The organism is Kribbella sp. NPDC049584, from assembly GCF_040675555.1.
GTDB lineage: Bacteria > Actinomycetota > Actinomycetes > Propionibacteriales > Kribbellaceae > Kribbella.
Map to the genome: position 1 here is coordinate 641266 of NZ_JBFAPF010000003.1, position 18635 is coordinate 659900.

The window sequence follows — 18635 nt, forward strand, 5'->3', positions numbered from 1 at the left end:
TCGTACTGTCAGCTTTCCTGGCCGGCGATCACCGCGGTCAGCAGCACGCCGAGCGTGTCCCGCTCGGACGGGTCGAGCACCTGCAGCATCCGCCGTACCTCGGTCCGCAACTGCCGCTCGAACTCCTCGGCGACCTCGATGCCGTGATCGGTGGGTGTGACGACGAAGTTCCGCCGGTCGGCGGCGTCCGGGACGCGCTCGACCAGACCGGCCGACTCCATCCGGGCGACGACGCCGGTCATCGTCGACTTGGTCAGCCGCAGCGCGGACCCGAGACCGAGCATGTTGGTCGGTCGGCGGTGCAGGATGAACAGCAATCGCGCCTGCTGCATGGTCAGACCGAGGTCCGAGCTGATCCGCTCGTAGTGCTCGGTGACGGCGGTGGCCGCCCGGATCAACGCCGGCCCCGCCGGCAAGCTCTTCGCCGCCATGCCCTCCCCTTCCCTTCCCCGCTAGTCCCCCGAATCACCCCAACCCTAGTCCGGCCGGACGCCGGGATTTCCCGCAACACGGCCGTGAACTTTTCGGCGGCGGCCGGAATCCAACGCGGTACGACGGGGGCGCGGACGCCTCCGCACCAGGGGAGGACGATCCACATGTTTCGCAAGACCGCAAGTCTGGCTTCGGCCGCGGTGCTCGCACTGGGGCTCGGCGCGGCCGCAGCGTCGTCGGCGCAGGCGAAGCCGGCCGCAGAGTCCAGCACGACCGCCGCATGCGCACTCCGGCTCGGATCGGTGACGGCCAACGGGGCGTTCACCAGCCGGATGATCAACGCCACGGCGCCGATCACTGTCGGGGGTGTCCGCGGGACGGCCGGAGTGTTCGGCGCGAACCAGGTCCAGCACATCAGCACCGTCACCGGCACGCTGCTCGGCGCCGGCGGCGAGACCAGGTCGGGGCTGACCGTGATGGGCGGCGCGCTGTACTCGAGCACGTTCACCGTCGACACGGAGAGCCAGATCGACCCGCACTACCCGCACAACAACCTGCGCATCGGCGGCGGCTGGGCCGGCTATCGCTGGATCGACCAGTCCATCCACCAGAAGGTCGGGTCCCCGACGAGAACGACGCTGTATGCCCAGCGCACCAACGGACAGCTGGACCGTTGGGTTGCCGAGGGCTCCGGCTGGCGCTCGACCGGCGGGGTCGGCGGCCTCAGCACGGTGAAGTCGATGGCGCTGATCGGCCGCACCGACACCACCGAGACCTTCATCGCCAACACCCGGGCCGGCACGCTGCTGACGGTCACCTGGCCGACCAAGAACAACTCCGCGACGGTCGGCAAGACTGTTCGCACCGCGACCTGGCAGGGCTTCGAGCAGCTGATCGCGACCAAGTGCGGCACGAGCGGCACGCTGCTGCTGGCGATCGACCGCGACACCAAGTCCGGTTACCTGTACGCCGTTGGCCACGCCAACGGTACGAGCACCGTGATCAAGAGCCTGGGCAAGGTCCCGCTGACCTTCTCGGACCCGCAGTACTTCCGCATCGCCCCGAACTTCGACACCCTCAACGGCGGCTGACCACCAGCCCAACCGTCGTACCAGCCCTGTGCCGGCCCTCCCCGGAGGGCGGGCACAGTCTGCTTCTAGCGGTCGCGGATAGCGATGCCCGGGTAATCCAGGACCAGTCCCGAGGCGTCGTACGTCAGCTCGCACCCGAAGTCGAACGTCGCGGACTCGTAGCGGAAGACGTGCTGGTGCTCATCGGACCTCGCCAGGGTGTAGCGCTGTTCGAGCCGGATCACGCCCAGGTCGTCGGCCTGCACGAACGCGGCCGGCACGTCGTACCCCTCACCGACCGTGAACGGCAGTCGGTGGATCGGGAGCGTGTTCGTGACCGCCGACGACTCGAAGTCCACGTCCAGACAGCCATCCAGGTCCGGCCGAGCCACCCCGTCGACCGTCCAACCGTCGGTACTCCGTTCGAGCACGACCTCGCGATCACCGGACACGGTCGAGTTGACCGCATGCACGGTCCTCGTCCGCCAGTCGGCGTCGACATCGATCTCGTACCCGACGTACCACGTCGACTCCCCCTCGCGGGCCGACGTCCGGCCGCGCAGCCGGTGACCGTCCACGAAGAGCACTTCGAACCCGACCCGCACCTCGAGGTGTAACCACGACGCGGCCCGGGGCATCGATTTCAGCTCCATGCTGAGACCCTAGCCACAGCGACGGACAGAAACGGCACGAGGAGGCGCTGTGGAGCTGGGGCCCGGGTATTCGAGTGGACACTACGACGCGATGCGGCCGGCGGATCTGCTGTACGCCGAGGTGCGGCAACGGCGGGAGACGGGGTACGACGTCGACGAGGTGGTCCGCGAAGCCAACCGGACCGACCCGGCGGACCGGGCCGCGGTGCTCGACCTCGTCGACCGGATGTCGTTGGCGGCCAGGCTGCCGGGCTGGAAGTACGTCGAACCGGATGAGCTCGAGGACATCGAGGAGACGCTCGGCCCGCTCCCGGAGGCGGCTGCGCCGGTTGAGGTGGCTGACCTCGCCGACAAGATCCACGCCGCGTGGCTCGGCCGGATCGCCGGGTGCAACGTTGGGAAGCCGGTCGAGTCGGGTGATTACTGGACGTCGGCCCGGATCCGCGACTACCTGACGCTCGCGGGCGCCTACCCGCTGCGGGACTACGTGCCAGCGCTCGATCCGATGCCGGACGGGTTCGAGCTGACGTCGTGCTGGCCGGAGACTACGCGTGGAAACGTGAAAGGTTCGGCGCGCGACGACGACATCGACTACCCGATCCTGGCGCTGCACCTGCTCGAGACACATGGCAGCCGGTTGCGGCCCGAGGACGTCGGCGCGGCGTGGCTCCGGCTGTTCCCGGTCGGGCAGGTGTTCACGGCGGAGCGTGCGGCGTACGTGAATCTCGTCGACGGGTTCACGGTGCCCGAGGTGGCGCGGCGACGGAACCCGTACCGGGAGTGGATCGGCGCCCAGATCCGTGGAGACGTCTTCGGGTACGTGCACGCCGGCGACCCGTGGGCGGCCGCACGGCTCTCCTACCAGGACGCCGCGTTGTCGCATGTCGGGAACGGGATCTACGGCGAGATGTGGGCCGCGGCGCTCATTGCGGCGGCGTTCACGGCGTCTTCACCGCGCGAGGTGGTCGAGCGGGCACTGGCCGTCGTACCACCGCAGTCGCGGCTGGCCGAGGCGATCCGGGACGTGCTCGAGTTCGAGGGCTCGTGGGAGGACGCGCTCCGGGTGATCCAGGAGCGGTACGGGCACTACTCGTGGATTCACACGATCAACAACGCGGCGATCGTCGCGGCGGCGCTGCTGTGGTCGGAGGGCGACTACCTGACCGGTGTCGGGCGGGTGGTGATGAGCGGCTGGGACACCGACTCGAACGGCGCGACCGTGGGCTCGGTCCTCGGGATCTTGAGCGGCACCCGGAACCTGCCGGAGCACCTCATCGCGCCGCTCGAGAACCGGACCCGCTCCGCGCTCTTCGGCTTCGACAACTCGGTGATCTCCGACCTTGCCGACCGGACGGTCCGGCTGGCCGGTCGGCTCTAGCTGGACGGTCTGTTGTTCGAGGACTGACACAGTTAAGCAAGATCGCGGCATAACGCCTATCGTTCGAGGCAGGCGCTTTCCGTTGGAGGGGTGGATGCTGGACCGGTCGGAGTCGGCGCTGGGCGTTGTGCTCCGGTCGCGGTTCTACCGCTCGGCGTTCCTCGCGCTGCTGATCGCCGGCATCGGGATGTCGGCGGCCACTCCGCAGCTGACGCTGTTCCTGGTCCGCGACCTCGGTACGCCGTTGCCGGTCGCCGGGTTGTACTCGGTCACCAACCTGGCGGCACCGCTCGCCGGATTCCTGGTCGGGCGGTGGTCGGACCGGAGCCGGGACCGGCTGGTGTGGTTCCGGATCTGCTCGGTCGTCGGCGGCGCCGGCTGGCTGGCGATGGCCGCGTCCGATGCGGTCTGGCTGCCGTTCGTGATCAGCGCGCTGGCGCTCAGTATCGCCGGCGGATCGATGGCGACGCTCTTCGCCGCGTGCCGGGACGAGCTGAGCCGCCATCCGACGCGCGTGGAGAACCGGATCGTCGCAACCATCCGGATGGCGTTCACGGTCGGCTGGATCCTCGGTCCGGTGGCCGGCAGCTGGTTCGGCGGCCTGTTCGGGCTGCGAGCCCTGCTGGTGGGGACTGCTGTCTGCGTAGTCGCCCAGATGATCCCGCTGGGTCGTCAGCGGGTCGAGCGGTACGTCGCTCCGCCGGCCTACGACTCGGCCAACCCGGCCGAGCCGGCCGAGCGGTCAGGTCGACGGCGGATCGACCACATGATGCCGCTGCTCGTCTTCACCGCGGTCTGCGTGCTGGCGATGACCGGCGACACGATCAAGTTCGGCTACCTTCCGATCTACATGGCCGATCAGCTCCACGTCTCCGACACGATCCGCGGCGCCGTGATCGGCATCCAGCCGCTGCTCGAGCTCGCCCTGCTGCCGGTCGCCGCGCTGCTGGCCGACCGGTTCGGAGGGATCCGTGCGATGACGGCCGGTGCCGTACTCGGCCTGGCCGGCAACCTCGCCTACGCGCTGAGCACCTCGGTCGTCGGCCTGTTCGTCGGCCAGGCATTGAACGCCGGCCTGTGGGCGTGTGTGGGCGGGCTCGGCGTCACGATCGCTCAACGCCTGTACCCCGAAGGCGCCGGCACCGCGTCCGGCGTCTTCCTCGGCGCGATCCCGCTCGGCTCGGCGATCGGCGGCGTGATCGGCGGACTCGGAGTGGCCGCGATCGGTCTGCCCCACGTCTTCTTCATCCCGAGCTGTCTGACGGCCGTGGCGATCGTCGGCTTCGTGATCCTCGGAGTCCGCGAGAAGGCCTAGCTGACGGCCGCCCGGATCGATTCGCGCAGTGAGCCGAGGGTCGCGACGACTGCGGTCGGTTCGTAGCCGCAGTGGGCCATGCAGTTCGCGCAGCGCGGGTCCTTGCCTCGGCCGTAGCTGTCCCAGTCGGTGTCGTCGATGAGCTCCTGGTACGTCCCGACGTACCCGTCGTCCATCAGGTAGCACGGGCGTTGCCAGCCCTTCAGCGAGTACAGCGGGATCGCCCACGCCGTACAGCTGAAGTCGACCTTGCCTTCGAGGAAGTCGAGGAACAGCGGCGAGTGGTTCAGCCGCCACTTCTTCCGCCGGCCGTCGCCGAACGCCTTGCGGAACAGCTGCCGGGTCTCCTCCGGGCCGAGCCAGTGCTCCTGGTCCGGCGCCTTCTCGTACGCGAACCCCGGCGAGATCTGCATGTTGTCGATCTTCAGCTCGTCGTTCAGATAATCGAGTACGTCGATGACGTCCTGCGGGCTGTCGGTGTCGAAGAACGTGGTGTTGGTCATCACCCGGAAGCCGGCCGCCTGCGCCTGCTTGATCGCGTCCACGGCCTGGTCGAACACGCCGTCCTTGCAGACCGACTGGTCGTGCCGCTCGCGCAGGCCGTCGATGTGCACCATCCACGCGAAGTTCTTGTGCGGCGTGAACTTGTGCAGATGCTTCGGCATCAGGACGGCGTTCGTGCACAGGAACACGATCTTGCCCCGGGCAAGCAACTGCCGGACGATCTCGTCGATCTCCTTGTGCATCAGGGGTTCGCCACCCGCGATCGACACCATCGGCGCACCGCACTCCTCGACCGCGGCGACGGCCTGCTCGACCGACATCCGCTTCTTCAGCCAGTCGTGGGTCTGCTGGATCTTGCCGCAGCCGGCGCACTTCAGGTTGCACGCGTACAGCGGCTCGAGCTCGAGCAGGATCGGGAACTTCTCCCGGCGCCGGAGCTTCTGCTTCATCAGGTATCCGCCCAGGCGGATGGACTGCCGTAGTGGCATGCTCACGGCTGACTCACCTCTTTCGGTAGCGCGAAGCGGACGTCCTCGGTCAGCGTCCCGTTCTCGGTGACGGACACCGGGCCCAGCCCGGACAAACAGCGGATCAACTGGTCGACGAGCTCCGGCGGGGCCGACGCTCCCGCGGTGATGCCGATCCGCTCGGCGCCGGCCAGGAGTTCCAGGTCGAGCTCGCCGGCGTCGTCGACGAGTACTGCGCGGGTGCCGGCCGCCTCGGCGACTTCGGCGAGGCGTTGCGAGTTGGACGAGTTCTGGGATCCGAGCACGATGACCAGGTCGGACTGTGCGGCGATCTCGCGGACGCCGGCCTGGCGGTTGCTGGTCGCGTAGCAGATGTCGTCTGTTCTTGGTTCGATCAGCTGGGGAAAGCGGCGCCGTAGTACCGCGGCTGTCTCGGCGGCTTCTTCGACGGCGAGAGTGGTCTGCATCGCGTAGCCGACCTTTGCCGGGTCGGGTATGTCGACCGTCTCGGCTTCCGCCGGGGACGCGACGACGATCACGTGCTCGGGTGCCTCGCCCATCGTGCCGATCACTTCCTCGTGGTCGGGGTGTCCGATGAGTACGACGGTGGTGTCGCGGGCCGCATACCGGCGCACCTCGTGGTGCACCTTGGCGACGAGGGGGCAGGTGGCGTCGATGACTTGGAGACGACGCTCGTCCGCCTGCTGTCGTACGGCTGGGGCGACACCGTGGGCGGCGAGTACGACGAGGCTGCCTTCGGGGACGGCATCCAGTTCTTCGACGAAGACGGCTCCGCGGCGTTCGAGGTCACTGACGACGTGCCTGTTGTGAACGATCTGACGACGTACATACACCGGCGCCCCGAACCGCGCCAGCGCGCGCTCCACCGTGTCGATAGCGCGTTCAACCCCAGCACAGAACGACCGCGGCGCCGCGAGCCGCACTTCCCGCTCGCCTACAGCCTTCGCCCAAGCATCGATTGCCGGTGCGGTACGCCGAAGCTGAGCCAACGCCTTGATCCCCCGAGCAGGCATCCCGACCCGCCGCAGCGGTTGCGCCGGCGTGTCAACCACCACCCGCACAACCACCGTCTGCCCGTCAGCTCCCGCCAACAGCGCAGACTCGGTGTCGACAGCAATCGCCCCGGTGGCCGCCAACGCGGCACGCTCACCAACCGCGTCGATCACCTGGTCCGTCGTCACAACCGGCCCGGTGTGCACGGTCATCCCCAACCGGCGCAACTCCCCCGCGACCAACTCAGCCGAATAGCTCGGTACGACCCGACCGGCCTCGCCGGGTCCGGCGCCCAACGCCGGCCCGGGCTCCCCGCCCCGGCGAATCTCGCTCGCGACGATTACGTCGCCTGGGGCGATGTCGTCGGTGAGGGCGCCGGCGACTCCGGCGATGAGGGTGGGGCCTTGGGTTGGTCTTCCGCGGGAGCGGCCGGTGCGGAGGACGGGGGTGGTCAGTTTGTCGCGGAGGGCGAAGTACTCGGCAAACAAGGGGGTGTAGACGACGGGGCTCATCGGTTTCTCCCGAGGTAGCGGCCCAGGGCCCAGATCGGGAAGACCAGGCGGTACAGGTGGTAGCCGATGTAGAAGTCGCCCGGGAAACCGGTGCCGGTGTAGCGATGTTCGTCCCAGCCGCCGTCCGCGCGCTGAGTGTCGACCAGGTAGCCGATCCCCCGGCGTACGGCGTCACCTCGTTCGCCGGCGGCGAGCAGGGTGAGCAGCGCCCACGCGGTCTGCGACGGGGTCGAGTCGCCGCGGCCGATCCACGACGGATCGACATACGAACGCAGGTCCTCGCCCCATCCGCCGTCGGCGTTCTGGTGCTCCTCCACCCACCGCACCGCCCGCTGGATGACGGGATCGCGCGGCGACATGCCGACAGCGATCAATGCAGGTACGACGGCACCCGTGCCGTACACGTGGTTCGTCCCCCAGCGCCCGAACCACGATCCGTCCTTCTCCTGCGAGTCGAGCAACCACCGCACCCCGCGCTGACACTCGGCAGATTCGGTCCGCCCTTCAGCCGCCAGCATCTCCACCACGTGCGCAGTCACATCGGCCGACGGCGGATCGATGACCGCGCCGAAGTCGCAGAACGGCAGCTTCAACGGGGTTGTATCCGTGTTGTCCGCATCGAACGCACCCCACCCGCCATCAGCGGACTGCATCCCGGCCGTCCACTCGACCGCGTCGTCCAACGCCTTCCGCAACCGGTCGGGCTCAGGATGGTCGACCCGCCGCAACGCCAGCACGATCTCCGCCGTGTCATCGGTATCCGGATAGCCGTCGTTCGCGAACTCGAACGCCCACCCGCCGGACACCAACCCAGGCCGCCGTACCTGCCAGTCCCCCGGCGCGTCGATCTGCTCCGCCAGCAACCAATCAGTTGCCTTGAGCACCGTTTTGTCGTCCGGCTCGACACCCGCGTCGAGCAACGCCCCGACGGCCAGCCCGGTGTCCCACACCGGCGACTGACAGGCCTCCAACCACCGCGCCGGCCCTTCAGCAGTCTCCGCGTGCACAGTGAAACCCTCGAGCCCGCGCAACCCCGCCGCCATCACCGGATGATCGATGGCATACCCCATCAGATCCAGCGCGATCAGCGAGTACACCCACGGCGGCTGGATACCACCCCACCCGCCATCGGCCTCCTGCCGAGCAACGATCCACTCCACCGCCCGCCGCATCGCCAACCGCCGCAGGCCCTTCGCCGGCCCACGCGGTCCCCACCGCGAGTACGCATTCAGTACGACGTCCAGCCGCTGGAACGCCCCTTCCAGCGTCCACGGCGCACGACGCGGCACAACCGGCGTACCGGCCCTCAACTCCGCCACGGTGAAGGCGACCGGACGCACCGGACGATGCGCGCTCACGATCGTCAGCGGCACGATCGTCTGCCGCGCCCAGCATGCCCAGTTGTAGACATTCAACGGCACCCGACTCGGCAGGAAGATCAACTCCGGCGGCAGATCGGGACAGTCGTCCCACTTCCACAAACCGAACAACGCCAACCAGATGTGCGTGAACACTCGGGTCTTCTCGACCCCGCCCGCAGAGCGGATGAACGACGCGGCCCGAGCCATGTGCTCGGCCGTCGGATCATCGCCCGCCATCCGCAACGCGACCCACGACTCGACCGTCGTCGACAGGTCACCCGGCCCACCGGGGAACGTCGCCCACGTCCCGTCCTCGCGCTGCTGCGACCGGATCCACCGCGCTGTCTCCGCGTCGGTCTGCGCAGTCGCCACACCGAGGAAGTGCCGCAGCATCAGGTCCTCGGCGTCCATCGTCACGTTGGTTGCCAGGTCGCCCTTCCACCAGCCGTCGTCATGCTGCAACGAACGCAGATAGGCCACCGCCGCGTCGAGGCACTCCTCGACGCGCAGGTCGGCATCGGCCACCTGTTCGGCCGTCACAGCTGCCGCTCCGCGATGAATTGGGCCAACTGATCGAGCTGATCCCGATTGGCCGGGGCGATGCCCGCGGCGTCGAGCGCCTTCCCGGCCTTACGCACCCGCTCCTCGGCCTCTGCCAGCGCCCACTCCCGACCGCCCGCATCCTCGACGAGTACGGCGGCCCGTCGTACGTCGTCCTCGCTCGGAGCGCTTGTCTCGGCGAACCATGCGGCCAACTCCCGCCCGTGCACACCGCCGTACTCGAGGGACCACACCACGGGCAACGTCTTCTTGTGCGCGCGCAGGTCGGAGAACACGGGCTTGCCGGTCTTCTCCGGCGCTCCCCAGATGCCCAGTAGGTCGTCGACGATCTGGAAGGCCAGCCCCAGCTCCCAGCCGTACGTCCGGAACGCCTCGCACGTCGCGGCGTCCGCACCCGCCAGGATCGCTCCGAGCTCCGCCGATGCACCGAGTAGCGAGCTGGTCTTGCCCGCCGCCATGTCCACACACTCGGTCAGGCTGACCGAGTCGCGGCGTTCGAACGCCACGTCGAGGACCTGGCCGCGGATCAGCTCACGGGTGGCGACGGCGAGTGCGTGCCCGGCATGAACGGCGTACGGCGAGTTGCACTCGGCAAGCACTTCGTCCGCGAGGCATGCGAGCGCGTCGCCGACCAGCACCGCGGTCGCATCGCCCCAGATCGCCCAGACGGTACGGCGGTGGCGGCGTTGCGTATCGCGATCCATCAGGTCGTCGTGGATCAGCGAGAAGTTGTGGATCAGCTCGACCGCTACACCACCGGGCACCGCGGGCTCGGGCGATCCGCACACAGCCTCGGCGACGAGCAGGGTCAGCCCCGGCCGGATCGCCTTCCCGGAGTTCGCCCCGGTCGGATGCCCGTCCTCGTCACACCAACCGAAGTGGTACGTCGCGACCAACCGGCTGTGCTCGTCGAGTCGCTCCAATGCGTGTCGGAGCTGCGGATCGACCAACTCCCGCCCACGGGCCAGCAGATCCGGCACAGTGGTTGCCGAAGGCATCCTCTCCACGGCGGTCACGAGACCACACCCCCGACCGGCGGCTCCACCGCGGACCCCGCGGAGTGCACGGAGCGGCTCAGGACGGAGGATGCGGCGGCTTCGCCGCTGCGGACGGCGCCTTCCATGGTGGCGGGCCAGCCGGTGGCGGTCCAGGCGCCTGCCAGGTGCAGGCCGGGGCGGGTGGTGGTCGCGTCGGGGCGGAAACGGCCGGTGCCTGGCGCCGGCCGGAAGGTGGCATGTCGCTCTCGGGTCACGAAGAACTCCTTCACACGCGCGTCGGCGGCCGCGGGGAGCAGCCGCCGGAGGGCAGGCACCAGCACGTCGCGCAGTTCGGTCACCGGGGTGTCGATCAGCTCATCGGCCGCCGACAGCGAGACGGCGATGTACTGCTCGGCCGGATGGCTTCCACTCTGGACGGTGCGGTCGAAGACCCATTGCAGTGGACTGTCGACGCCGGCAACGAACGGCTCGTCGAGCACCACGCGGTCGAACACCACGTGCGCGTTGACGATCGGAGAGCTGCCGAGTGCCTCCGCCCACCCGGCCGGCAAGTCCACCGCATCGTCCGGCAACAGGCTCGCGGCCTCCGAGGGCGGCACCGCCAGCACGACGTCGTCGTACCGCTCCCCCTCGATCGCCCACGCACCATCCACCGCGTCCAGAGCCCGAACCCGCGCCCGCAGCCGGACAGCAACACCGGCAGTCGTCAACGCACGCGCAGCAGCCTCGCCGTGGAGCTGCTGCAACGGCACCATCGACCACCCGATATCCGCAGCATCACTCCGTTCCAGCAGACCGACCTGGAACACCGTTGCCGCGACACCAAGAGACGCGTCGTCAGCGCGCGCGTTCAGTGTCGCGATCCCGATCAACTCCCACAGCGCCTCCACCGCCCGAGCGTCCTGCCCATGCGCCGCCAGCCAACTGCCGAACGACTGCGCATCGGTCTCCGGAGCAGTCCGATCCACCCGACCCATCGCCAACGCGCCACGCACCGCAGCAACCCGCTCGGCCAGGCTCAGCCAGCGGTACGTCGCCAGCGCCGGCCCGAGATGCAGCGGCGCCGGCATCCCGTTCCGCCGGATCCGCCCGACGCCGCGACGCTGTCCACTCCGCACCGGTACGTCGAGCCGCGACTGCAGCTGGACCTGGTCCCGCACTCCGAGCCGCTCGAGCAACCCGAGGTACGACGTACAGCAGCGAAGGAACACGTGCTGCCCGTTGTCGATCCACCGCCCGTCCCGCTCGAACGAATGGGTCAGGCCGCCCAGCTTCGGCCGCCCCTCCAACAGGACCACCTCACAGCCGGCATCGGCCAGCTGCAGCGCCGCGGTGATCCCTGCGAGGCCACCTCCGACGACGGCGACCCTCCTCATGAGCGGGCTCCCGCAAGCGACGCGATCGCGACCTGTGCCTTCTCCCCCGCCGACAACGACAAGCGCTGGTCGTACACCAACACCGGATTGGCTCCGATCCGGCGGAGCAGATGGTGGTAGATGCCCGACATCGCCCGGCAGGACGCGCCGCTGCGCCAGTCGAGGTACGGCAGGAGACGCCAGCCGAGCGAGTACCAGTCCTGCGCGCGGCCGGCGGCGTAGCGGATGTAGCCGGCCAGCCGGCCCTGCGGATCGTCGAGGTTGCCGTGCTCATCGAGTTCGATCCGGACGTCGAAGCGTTCGAGTTCGTCGGCCGGCAGGTAGATCCGGTTATTTGTCAGGTCCTCGCGGATGTCGCGGAGGATGTTCGTCTGCTGCAACGCGATACCGAGCTGGTCGGCGTACAGGGCGAGCGTTTCGAGGTCCGCCGAGCCCGTCGGACCGAAGATCGACAGGCACAGCCGCCCCACCGAGCCCGCGACGCGTCGGCAGTACACGACCAGCTCGTCGAAATCACCGATGCGTACGTCGGCCAGGTCGGTCTCCACCCCCGCGACCAGCTCCTCGAAGGCGCCGAGCGGCACCGGGTACCGGCGCGCTGCGTCGGCGACGGCGACGTACACGGGCTCGCCGATATCCCCGAGCCGACCGAGATCCTTGCGTACTCCGGCCAGCGCGGCGCGCTTCTCCTCCAGCGGCAGGTCACCGTCGCCGATGTCGTCGATGCGCCGAGCCAACGCGTACAGCGCCGACAGGGCGTTGCGTTTCGGCGGTGGCAGCAGGCGGATGCCGTAATAGAAGTTGCGTGCCTCGGTCCGGGTGATGTCCAGGCAGGCGGCGTACGCGTCCGCGACCGTCTCGCTCGGCTGGCTCATCGAGCGACCGCCTTGACCAGCAAGCGGACGGTATCGAGCTTGGAGGGCCTGGCCCGCTGAGCCAGCACATCGCCCCCGGTACGACGCAACGCCCGAACCGTCGCCTGGCCGCCGGCCACGAACCCGGCCACCGCTATCCGCGCCCAGCCGTGCAACCGGCCGACGATCGCTGCACCTTCGTCGAGCATCTTCGCGGCCCTCGCAGTCTCGAAAGTCATCAACTCGCCCAGTTGCTGTGTCGCCCGAGGTCGATCGAGATCGGTCTCGGCCACGCCGTACGTCGTGAGGTCGGCTTGCGGCAGGTAGATCCGGCCCGCGCGGCGATCCTCGGCGACGTCCTGCCAGTGCTCGACCAGCTGCAGCGCCGTACACACCAGATCCGACAGGCGCTCGGTCTCGGCATCGTGTACCTCGAAGACGCCGAGCACCATACGACCGACCGGATCGGCAGAGAGCCGGCAGTACCCGACCAGATCCTCGAAAGTCCGGTAGCGCTTGACCGTCTGATCCTGCAGGTTGGCCTGGATCAAGCGGTGGAAGGGATCGGCCGGCAGATCGTGCTGCCGGACGATCGGGCGCAGTCTGCGCAGTACCGGATGCTCGGGCTCTTCGCCGGCCCAGATGTGGTCGAGATCCACCGTGAACGCGCGCAGCGCCGCCGTACGGTCACCGGCGTAGCTGTCGCCGAGTTCGTCGACGGTCCGCGCGTAACCGTAGACAGCGTGCAGCGACTCCCGGTGGGAGGCGGGCAGGAGCTTCAGTGCGACAGGAAAGTTCTCGGTGCGTTCCTTTCTGACCAGTTGCCGGAGGGGGGCGACGTTCTGCAGTCCGTCTGGATGCACAGTTCCATGATGGGAAGCGGTTTCGTGCCAACTCTGCCCCGTTGACGAACATTCGGCGAGCCAGAATTTGTCACAGGATTACAGTTGGCCTCGATGGGTTCCCCCCGAGGAGTCTTCAATGACCATCGCAACCTTCGACCGGGCACGGCTCGAGGACGCCTTGCTCGACGGACTACCTGACCTGGTGGCCGAAGTGCGGGACCGGCTGGTCGAGCACTGGCCGGACTACGCCGCCTTCCTCGACACCGACCGGGCCGCGGTCGTGAAGCCCGCCGAGCTGTTCGTGCACCGTTTGCTGGACATGTCGATCGCCAACCTGGCCAACCCGGAGCAGACCACCCTCGACCGCGCCGACGAGACAGTCCGGCGGGTCTTCGAGGAGATCGGCCGGCGCCAGCTGCAGGAGGGCAACGACCTCACCCGATTACTGACAGCTTTTCAGCTCGGCGCCCGGGTGGCCTGGCGGCATGTCGCCGCGACCGCCCTCCGCTTGGACTTCGCGCCGGACAACCTCGCCGCGCTGGCCGACTCGGTGTTCGTGTTCGTCAACCAGCTGTCGTTCTCCGCGGCCAACGGCTACCTGCAGGAGCAGATCGAGGACGCGATGGCGCGCGAACGACGCCGCGAAGACCTCGCCAACCTCCTGCTCTCCGGACGGGCCGGCACAGAGGCGATCCGGACTGCCGCGCAGCAGGCTGCCTGGCGGATCCCTGAGACCGCAGCGGTCGTCATCTACAGCGACGGCAACCAGGAGCCGGCCGGGACGCTCGTCGCGCGGCTCGAGCCCGGTGCGCTACCGATTCGTCGCAATGCGGTCCTGGTCGGCGCGATCATTCCGGAGCCATCCGGTCCGGGTCGCCGCCTGCAGTTGAGCCGCGAGCTCGCCGGGATGGGCGCGGTGGTCGGCAATTCGGTCGCTCTGGCTCAGCTCCCGCGCAGCCTGGAGATCGCCCGGATCGCGGTCCGGTTGCGCAACACCGGCGTACTCACGGACGACCCGGTGTTCGCGGACGAGCATCTCGACGCCCTGATCGTCTGGCGGGACGAGGCCCTGGTGGCCGCATTACGCGAGGAGATGCTCGCGCCGCTCGCCGGTGAGACCGACGCCGCCCGCGAACGCCTCGCGGAAACGCTGGCCAGCTGGCTGAAGCACTTCGGCGACCGGCAGGCGATCGCGCACGAGCTGAGCATCCACCCGCAGACCGTCCGCTACCGCATGGCCCGGCTCAGGGCCTTGTACGGCGATCGCCTGGACGACCCCGAATCACGCGCTCGCCTGTTCCTCGCCCTCGAGTGGCCCGGTCCTTAACCCCGCCAACGCCTGGTTGAGCCGAGCGGCCAGCGCCGGGCCGTCGATCAGCTGCGGATCGGTCGCGAGGCCGATCCCCAGGACGCCTGTCCAGCTCAGCGCACCGACGGCGAGCGGAGTTCCCGGCACCAGCGGCAGGATCGGATACACCCGATCGTGGGGCACGCCCGCGAACGACAGCTGTTCGGTCGTGCCGGGCATGTTCGAGACGACAGCGTGCAGGAACCGCTGCCCGTACACGGTCGGCGCGAACCAGCGCGCGAACGGCTCCGGCACGAGCCGCAATCCAGTCGCCAGCACGAACCGGGAAGCCAGCGCCCGCGTCGGCCGCTGCAGCCGCCTGGTTCGCGCCGAGACCTCGGTCAGCAACTCGTCGAACGGCCGCCCGTCGACCGGCACCTCGACCATGACCGCGGCTGTCGCATTGCCCTCAGCCGCGCTGTCCGGCGTTCGAACCATCGTCGTCACCGAGAAGCGCAGCTGCCCGTTCACCGCTTCGGCGAGTCCGGGCGCGACGGCGTGCACGCTGTCGGCGAGCAGGGCGATCAGCAGATCGGTGACGCGTACGCCGCGGGCGGACGCGGCGCGTCGTACGACGTCAAGCTCGATCGCCGCGGTGTCGAACTCGCGACGCAGCGAGCTCGGCGGCAGCTTGGCCGCCGTACCGTCGGTTGCGAGTTGGGCGAGGCCGACGGCTGTAGCCACGGCGCGGGTCAGCCGGCCGGGACCGGCGCCGGACGGCAGCTCGATCTTGGTCGGCGGCTCGAACAGGCTGAAGGTTTGCAGGACCGTTCCGATGCCGTCGGCAATCGAATGGTGGACCAGCACCACCAGCCCGTCGGCACCGCCCGGACCGATGTCGCGGACGATCGCGATCCGCCACATCGGACGGTCCCTGGGCATGGGCTGCTCGGCGAGGTCGCCGACGTAGCGCAGCAGGCCGGCGTACCCCTCAGTGGACCGGTGCTCGACGACGTGCCAGTCCAGGTCGACTTCGCCGGCCTCGATCCAGCGCGGCCGACGCCAGCGGGACGCCGGTCCGAGCCGCTGGTGCATCCGCGGCAACTGCGCGAAGCCGTCGGCGACGATCTTGCGGACCTCGTCGATCGTCGGCCGCCGGCCGGACGGTTCGAGGACGACGATGCCGCCGACGTGCTGCGGTGCGCCGGTCCGCTCGATATGCAGGAAGAACGCGTCGGCCGACGGTACGACGATGCCTCTCACCGTGGCATCACCTGCTCGCCGAACCGCGCCGACAGCTGCCGGTACAGTCCCGGCGCCAGCGCGCGTACGGCGGGTGCGACCCGCAGCCAACGAGGAATCCAGATCTCGGCGCGGTCGTTGGCGATGCCATCAACCAGCGCCCGCGCGACGTCGGCGGCGGGCACCGGACGGGGGCGCTTGCGGTCGTACGGCCGGCCGCGAGCGCCGAAGAAGCCGGTGTCGACGACGCCCGGGACGGTCAGGCTCACGAATACACCACTACCACGAATCTCCAGGCGAAGGCTCTCGGCGAAGATGTCGAGGGCGGCCTTCGTGGCGGCGTACACGGCCTCACCGGCAACCGCCGTACGACCCGCGATCGAGCCGACCAGCGCGACGTGCCCGGAGCGCCGCTCGACCATCGACGGAAGCAAGCACCGGACCAGCTGCAACGGCGCGAGCAGATCCAGCGCGACCAGATGGTCGATCTCCTCGGCCCGCATCTGCACGAACGGCCCGGACCAGCCCAGCCCCGCGTTCGCGACCAGGATGTCGATCCGCCCATGAACAGCGAGCGCGGCATCCGAGACCTCAGCAGCGACACCCGGCAGCGCGAGATCGCCCAGGACCGGTGCTCCGCCTACTCGCGTGGCGACCTCGGCGGTGCGCTCCGCATCGCGCCCGTGCACCACCACCCGCGCGCCGGCCACCGCGAGCCGTTCGGCAACCGCCGCACCGATCCCCGCCGATGCACCGGTGACCAGCACAACCTTCCCGTCCAGCCGCATCACACCTCCCGGTCACCAGCATGATGCCAACAGCAACTACTCGGCCAGTTGCGGGCTCATGGGCGCGCCGGAAGATCAGGGGGATCAGAGGGATCAGGCGCGGACGGCTAGTGCGGTGAGCAGCGCGGAGACGATTCCGCCGTACAGGACGAGCAGGACGATGAACGGGAGCACGCTGCCCACTGGTGCGCGGGTGCGGATGCTCTTGTTGTCGAAGTAGGTCAGGCTCGGACCCCAGCCGAACGGCGACAGCGGTGGCTCGCCGTTGGCGATTCCTGGCAGCCCGTGACCGCCGTACGTCGGGATCGAACCGTCTGGCAACGCAGGCGGCGGCGCCGCCTTCTCCTCAAAAGGCACGCTGTTCCTCCCCAGGAACTACCCGCCGTCGCTCCTCAGCATCCCCAGCCGGCAGGTCTCAGGACCCACTCTGCACCACCAATACGAGACCTGGCATCCCACGAATTCCGGTGTTCACGGACCGTCAACCTGTAGGCACGTGACGTATATGCGCCGGTGCATCGCGGCTGGCATCCTCGTCCCGTTCCTTTCCGCCCTGAACTAAGTTCTGAAGGAGCATTCGATGAAAGTGTCCGCCCGCCGCACGCTCGGCGTGGTCCTCGGAACCGCCGCCCTGATCGTCACCTCGGCCGCGTTCGCGTTCGCCGCCCCGCCGCCGCACCTCCCGCAGAACGCCGATGGGTACGAGCAGTCGTTCTCGCCGGCGTACGACTACGACACCGACGGGTGCTACGCCACCCCCGCCATCGGAGCCGACGGCACGCTCAACCCCGGCCTCAACCCGACCGGCGCCCTGAACGGCAACTGCCGCGACCAGTCCGACCTCGACAACTCACAGACCTACTCCCGCGAGAAGTGCAACAACGGCTGGTGCGCGGTCGTGTACGCCAGCTACTTCGAGAAGGACCAGGCGTTGCCCGGAAGCAGCCTCGGCGGCCACCGGCACGACTGGGAGCACGTCATCTCCTGGATCAACCAGGCCTCGAACCAGGTCGAGTACGTGACCACGACGCAGCACTCGAGCCAGGTCACCTACCCGCGCTCGCAGGTCCGCTTCGACGGATCGCACCCGAAGGTCGTCTACCACAAGGACGGCGCGAGCACGCACTTCTTCCGCCTCGCCAACAGCAACGACGAGCCGCCGGAGAACCACTACCACGACTGGCGGTACCCGCCGCTGGTCGGCTGGAACGGCTACCCGAGCACGTCGCTGCGCGACATCCTGATGAACGCCGACTTCGGCTCGGCCACGATCAAGATCACCGACAAGGACGACCGCTTCCGCAACCTGCTGAACGCGTCCAAGCCGGCCGGGATCCCGTTCGATCCCTGGGCCTGACCCGAGAGCGGCGCGCTCAGTCCTGCTGGGCGCGCCCGCCGGGGCTGGTCAGCGAATCCGCAACCAGCTCGATCATCGCCTCGTGCCGCTCCGCCGCCGTATCGGCCTGACCGAGCGCGACCGTGTCGAGGAAGACCCGGCTGACCACCAACTCCGCGGCCGCCTGCACGCGGTCCGGCCCGGCGACCACGTCGTCGGCACCACGCAGTACGTCGGCCACCGTCTCGGTCGCCTCCGCGAACAACTCGGCGGCCCGCTCGGCGATCTCCGGCCTGCCCTGCGCCTCCCGGAACACGATGATCCGGGCGGCCCGGTCGTGCTCCAACTCCTCCGCCATCGTCGCCACGATCGCCTGCAACCGCCGCCGTACGGTCCGGCCGCGGGCAGCGGAACGCAGTACCTCGCTCGGGGACGGGCGCTCCTGCACGATCGCGAGCAGCAGGTCGAGCTTGGTCGCGAAGTGGTAGAACACCAAACCGGACGGTACGCCGGCCTCGTGCGCGATCCGTGCCGTCGAGGTCGCGTCGTACCCGTGCTCGGCGAACAGCCGCTCGGCGGTCTCGATGATGACCTGCCGCTTGGTGTGCCGCGCGTGCGCGTGAGCAGTCATGCTGTGACCC

Annotated in this window: 18 protein-coding genes; 5 read left to right on the forward strand and 13 right to left on the reverse strand. The window is 69.0% G+C overall.

Annotation, left to right across the window (positions count from 1 at the left end; genetic code table 11):
• Positions 1–8: 8 nt before the first annotated feature.
• Entirely contained in the window at positions 9–431 is a 423-nt protein-coding gene (locus tag AB0J62_RS14840; RefSeq protein ID WP_363869604.1) for a MarR family transcriptional regulator, read from the reverse strand.
• 165 nt (positions 432–596) lie between these two features.
• Between AB0J62_RS14840 and AB0J62_RS14845 the strand changes: the two genes are divergently transcribed.
• On the forward strand, positions 597–1523 hold the full coding sequence (locus AB0J62_RS14845) for a hypothetical protein (RefSeq protein ID WP_363869607.1): 927 nt from the start codon (positions 597–599) through the stop codon (positions 1521–1523).
• A 65-nt stretch (positions 1524–1588) separates the two neighbouring features.
• On the opposite strand, the gene AB0J62_RS14850 is transcribed toward AB0J62_RS14845, so the two are convergent.
• Positions 1589–2155: a putative glycolipid-binding domain-containing protein gene (locus tag AB0J62_RS14850; protein ID WP_363869610.1), complete on the reverse strand. Its 567-nt coding sequence runs from the start codon at positions 2153–2155 to the stop codon at positions 1589–1591.
• A gap of 49 nt (positions 2156–2204) precedes the next feature.
• Here AB0J62_RS14850 and AB0J62_RS14855 point away from each other — a divergent pair, with 49 nt between their 5' ends.
• A complete protein-coding gene (locus AB0J62_RS14855; RefSeq protein ID WP_363869613.1) occupies positions 2205–3533 on the forward strand; it encodes an ADP-ribosylglycohydrolase family protein in 1329 nt (442 codons plus the stop codon).
• A 94-nt stretch (positions 3534–3627) separates the two neighbouring features.
• Complete coding sequence (locus AB0J62_RS14860) at positions 3628–4848, forward strand: MFS transporter (protein ID WP_363869616.1); 1221 nt, start codon at positions 3628–3630, stop codon at positions 4846–4848.
• On the opposite strand, the gene hpnH is transcribed toward AB0J62_RS14860, so the two are convergent.
• From hpnH to hpnC, 7 genes are read right to left on the reverse strand one after another with little or no spacing between them, the layout of a single operon-like run.
• A complete protein-coding gene (gene hpnH / locus AB0J62_RS14865) occupies positions 4845–5840 on the reverse strand; it encodes an adenosyl-hopene transferase HpnH (RefSeq protein WP_363870457.1) in 996 nt (331 codons plus the stop codon). The genes AB0J62_RS14860 and hpnH overlap by 4 nt on opposite strands.
• A gap of 2 nt (positions 5841–5842) precedes the next feature.
• A complete protein-coding gene (ispH, locus tag AB0J62_RS14870; protein ID WP_363869619.1) occupies positions 5843–7345 on the reverse strand; it encodes a 4-hydroxy-3-methylbut-2-enyl diphosphate reductase in 1503 nt (500 codons plus the stop codon).
• Positions 7342–9246 (reverse strand): squalene--hopene cyclase, encoded by a 1905-nt coding sequence (shc, locus tag AB0J62_RS14875; RefSeq protein ID WP_363869622.1) that lies wholly within the window; start codon positions 9244–9246, stop codon positions 7342–7344. The genes ispH and shc overlap by 4 nt, the downstream gene beginning before the upstream one ends.
• Positions 9243–10283 carry a polyprenyl synthetase family protein gene (locus AB0J62_RS14880; protein ID WP_363869626.1) on the reverse strand — a complete coding sequence of 347 codons (1041 nt, stop codon included), beginning with the start codon at positions 10281–10283 and terminating at the stop codon, positions 9243–9245. The genes shc and AB0J62_RS14880 overlap by 4 nt, the downstream gene beginning before the upstream one ends.
• Positions 10280–11641, reverse strand: coding sequence for a hydroxysqualene dehydroxylase HpnE (gene hpnE / locus AB0J62_RS14885; protein ID WP_363869629.1), 1362 nt, complete (start codon positions 11639–11641; stop codon positions 10280–10282). Before hpnE ends, AB0J62_RS14880 begins: the two co-directional genes overlap by 4 nt.
• Positions 11638–12516 (reverse strand): squalene/phytoene synthase family protein, encoded by an 879-nt coding sequence (locus tag AB0J62_RS14890; RefSeq protein ID WP_363869632.1) that lies wholly within the window; start codon positions 12514–12516, stop codon positions 11638–11640. Before AB0J62_RS14890 ends, hpnE begins: the two co-directional genes overlap by 4 nt.
• A complete protein-coding gene (gene hpnC / locus AB0J62_RS14895) occupies positions 12513–13358 on the reverse strand; it encodes a squalene synthase HpnC (protein WP_363869635.1) in 846 nt (281 codons plus the stop codon). Before hpnC ends, AB0J62_RS14890 begins: the two co-directional genes overlap by 4 nt.
• A 118-nt stretch (positions 13359–13476) precedes the next feature.
• On the opposite strand from hpnC, the gene AB0J62_RS14900 reads away from it, so the two are divergent.
• Complete coding sequence (locus tag AB0J62_RS14900; RefSeq protein WP_363869638.1) at positions 13477–14667, forward strand: helix-turn-helix domain-containing protein; 1191 nt, start codon at positions 13477–13479, stop codon at positions 14665–14667.
• Here the strand turns inward: AB0J62_RS14900 and AB0J62_RS14905 are convergent.
• The 3 genes from AB0J62_RS14905 to AB0J62_RS14915 all read right to left on the reverse strand — a co-directional run bounded on the left by AB0J62_RS14905 (position 14623) and on the right by AB0J62_RS14915 (position 17015).
• Positions 14623–15891: a wax ester/triacylglycerol synthase domain-containing protein gene (locus AB0J62_RS14905; RefSeq protein ID WP_363869641.1), complete on the reverse strand. Its 1269-nt coding sequence runs from the start codon at positions 15889–15891 to the stop codon at positions 14623–14625. The two genes, AB0J62_RS14900 and AB0J62_RS14905, sit on opposite strands and share 45 nt — an antisense overlap.
• Entirely contained in the window at positions 15888–16658 is a 771-nt protein-coding gene (locus AB0J62_RS14910) for an SDR family NAD(P)-dependent oxidoreductase (protein WP_363869645.1), read from the reverse strand. The genes AB0J62_RS14905 and AB0J62_RS14910 overlap by 4 nt, the downstream gene beginning before the upstream one ends.
• Positions 16659–16751: 93 nt before the next feature.
• Positions 16752–17015, reverse strand: a complete 264-nt coding sequence (locus tag AB0J62_RS14915) for a hypothetical protein (RefSeq protein ID WP_363869648.1) — start codon at positions 17013–17015, stop codon at positions 16752–16754.
• 223 nt (positions 17016–17238) lie between these two features.
• Between AB0J62_RS14915 and AB0J62_RS14920 the strand changes: the two genes are divergently transcribed.
• Positions 17239–18015: an NPP1 family protein gene (locus AB0J62_RS14920; protein WP_363869651.1), complete on the forward strand. Its 777-nt coding sequence runs from the start codon at positions 17239–17241 to the stop codon at positions 18013–18015.
• Between the two features lie 16 nt (positions 18016–18031).
• Here the strand turns inward: AB0J62_RS14920 and AB0J62_RS14925 are convergent, their stop codons facing one another.
• Positions 18032–18625, reverse strand: a complete 594-nt coding sequence (locus tag AB0J62_RS14925) for a helix-turn-helix domain-containing protein (RefSeq protein WP_363869654.1) — start codon at positions 18623–18625, stop codon at positions 18032–18034.
• Between the last annotated feature and the right edge of the window lie 10 nt (positions 18626–18635).

Excerpts from the sequence above, each read along its gene's own strand:
- hpnH (WP_363870457.1), bottom strand. The coding sequence starts at position 5,840 with ATGCCACTACGGCAGTCCATCCGCCTGGGCGGATACCTGATGAAGCAG.
- AB0J62_RS14840 (WP_363869604.1), bottom strand. The coding sequence starts at position 431 with ATGGCGGCGAAGAGCTTGCCGGCGGGGCCGGCGTTGATCCGGGCGGCC.
- AB0J62_RS14860 (WP_363869616.1), top strand. The coding sequence starts at position 3,628 with ATGCTGGACCGGTCGGAGTCGGCGCTGGGCGTTGTGCTCCGGTCGCGG.
- AB0J62_RS14845 (WP_363869607.1), top strand. The coding sequence starts at position 597 with ATGTTTCGCAAGACCGCAAGTCTGGCTTCGGCCGCGGTGCTCGCACTG.
- AB0J62_RS14910 (WP_363869645.1), bottom strand. The coding sequence starts at position 16,658 with ATGCGGCTGGACGGGAAGGTTGTGCTGGTCACCGGTGCATCGGCGGGG.
- AB0J62_RS14920 (WP_363869651.1), top strand. The coding sequence starts at position 17,239 with ATGAAAGTGTCCGCCCGCCGCACGCTCGGCGTGGTCCTCGGAACCGCC.
- AB0J62_RS14850 (WP_363869610.1), bottom strand. The coding sequence starts at position 2,155 with ATGGAGCTGAAATCGATGCCCCGGGCCGCGTCGTGGTTACACCTCGAG.
- AB0J62_RS14890 (WP_363869632.1), bottom strand. The coding sequence starts at position 12,516 with ATGAGCCAGCCGAGCGAGACGGTCGCGGACGCGTACGCCGCCTGCCTG.
- AB0J62_RS14900 (WP_363869638.1), top strand. The coding sequence starts at position 13,477 with ATGACCATCGCAACCTTCGACCGGGCACGGCTCGAGGACGCCTTGCTC.
- AB0J62_RS14925 (WP_363869654.1), bottom strand. The coding sequence starts at position 18,625 with ATGACTGCTCACGCGCACGCGCGGCACACCAAGCGGCAGGTCATCATC.
- ispH (WP_363869619.1), bottom strand. The coding sequence starts at position 7,345 with ATGAGCCCCGTCGTCTACACCCCCTTGTTTGCCGAGTACTTCGCCCTC.
- hpnE (WP_363869629.1), bottom strand. The coding sequence starts at position 11,641 with ATGAGGAGGGTCGCCGTCGTCGGAGGTGGCCTCGCAGGGATCACCGCG.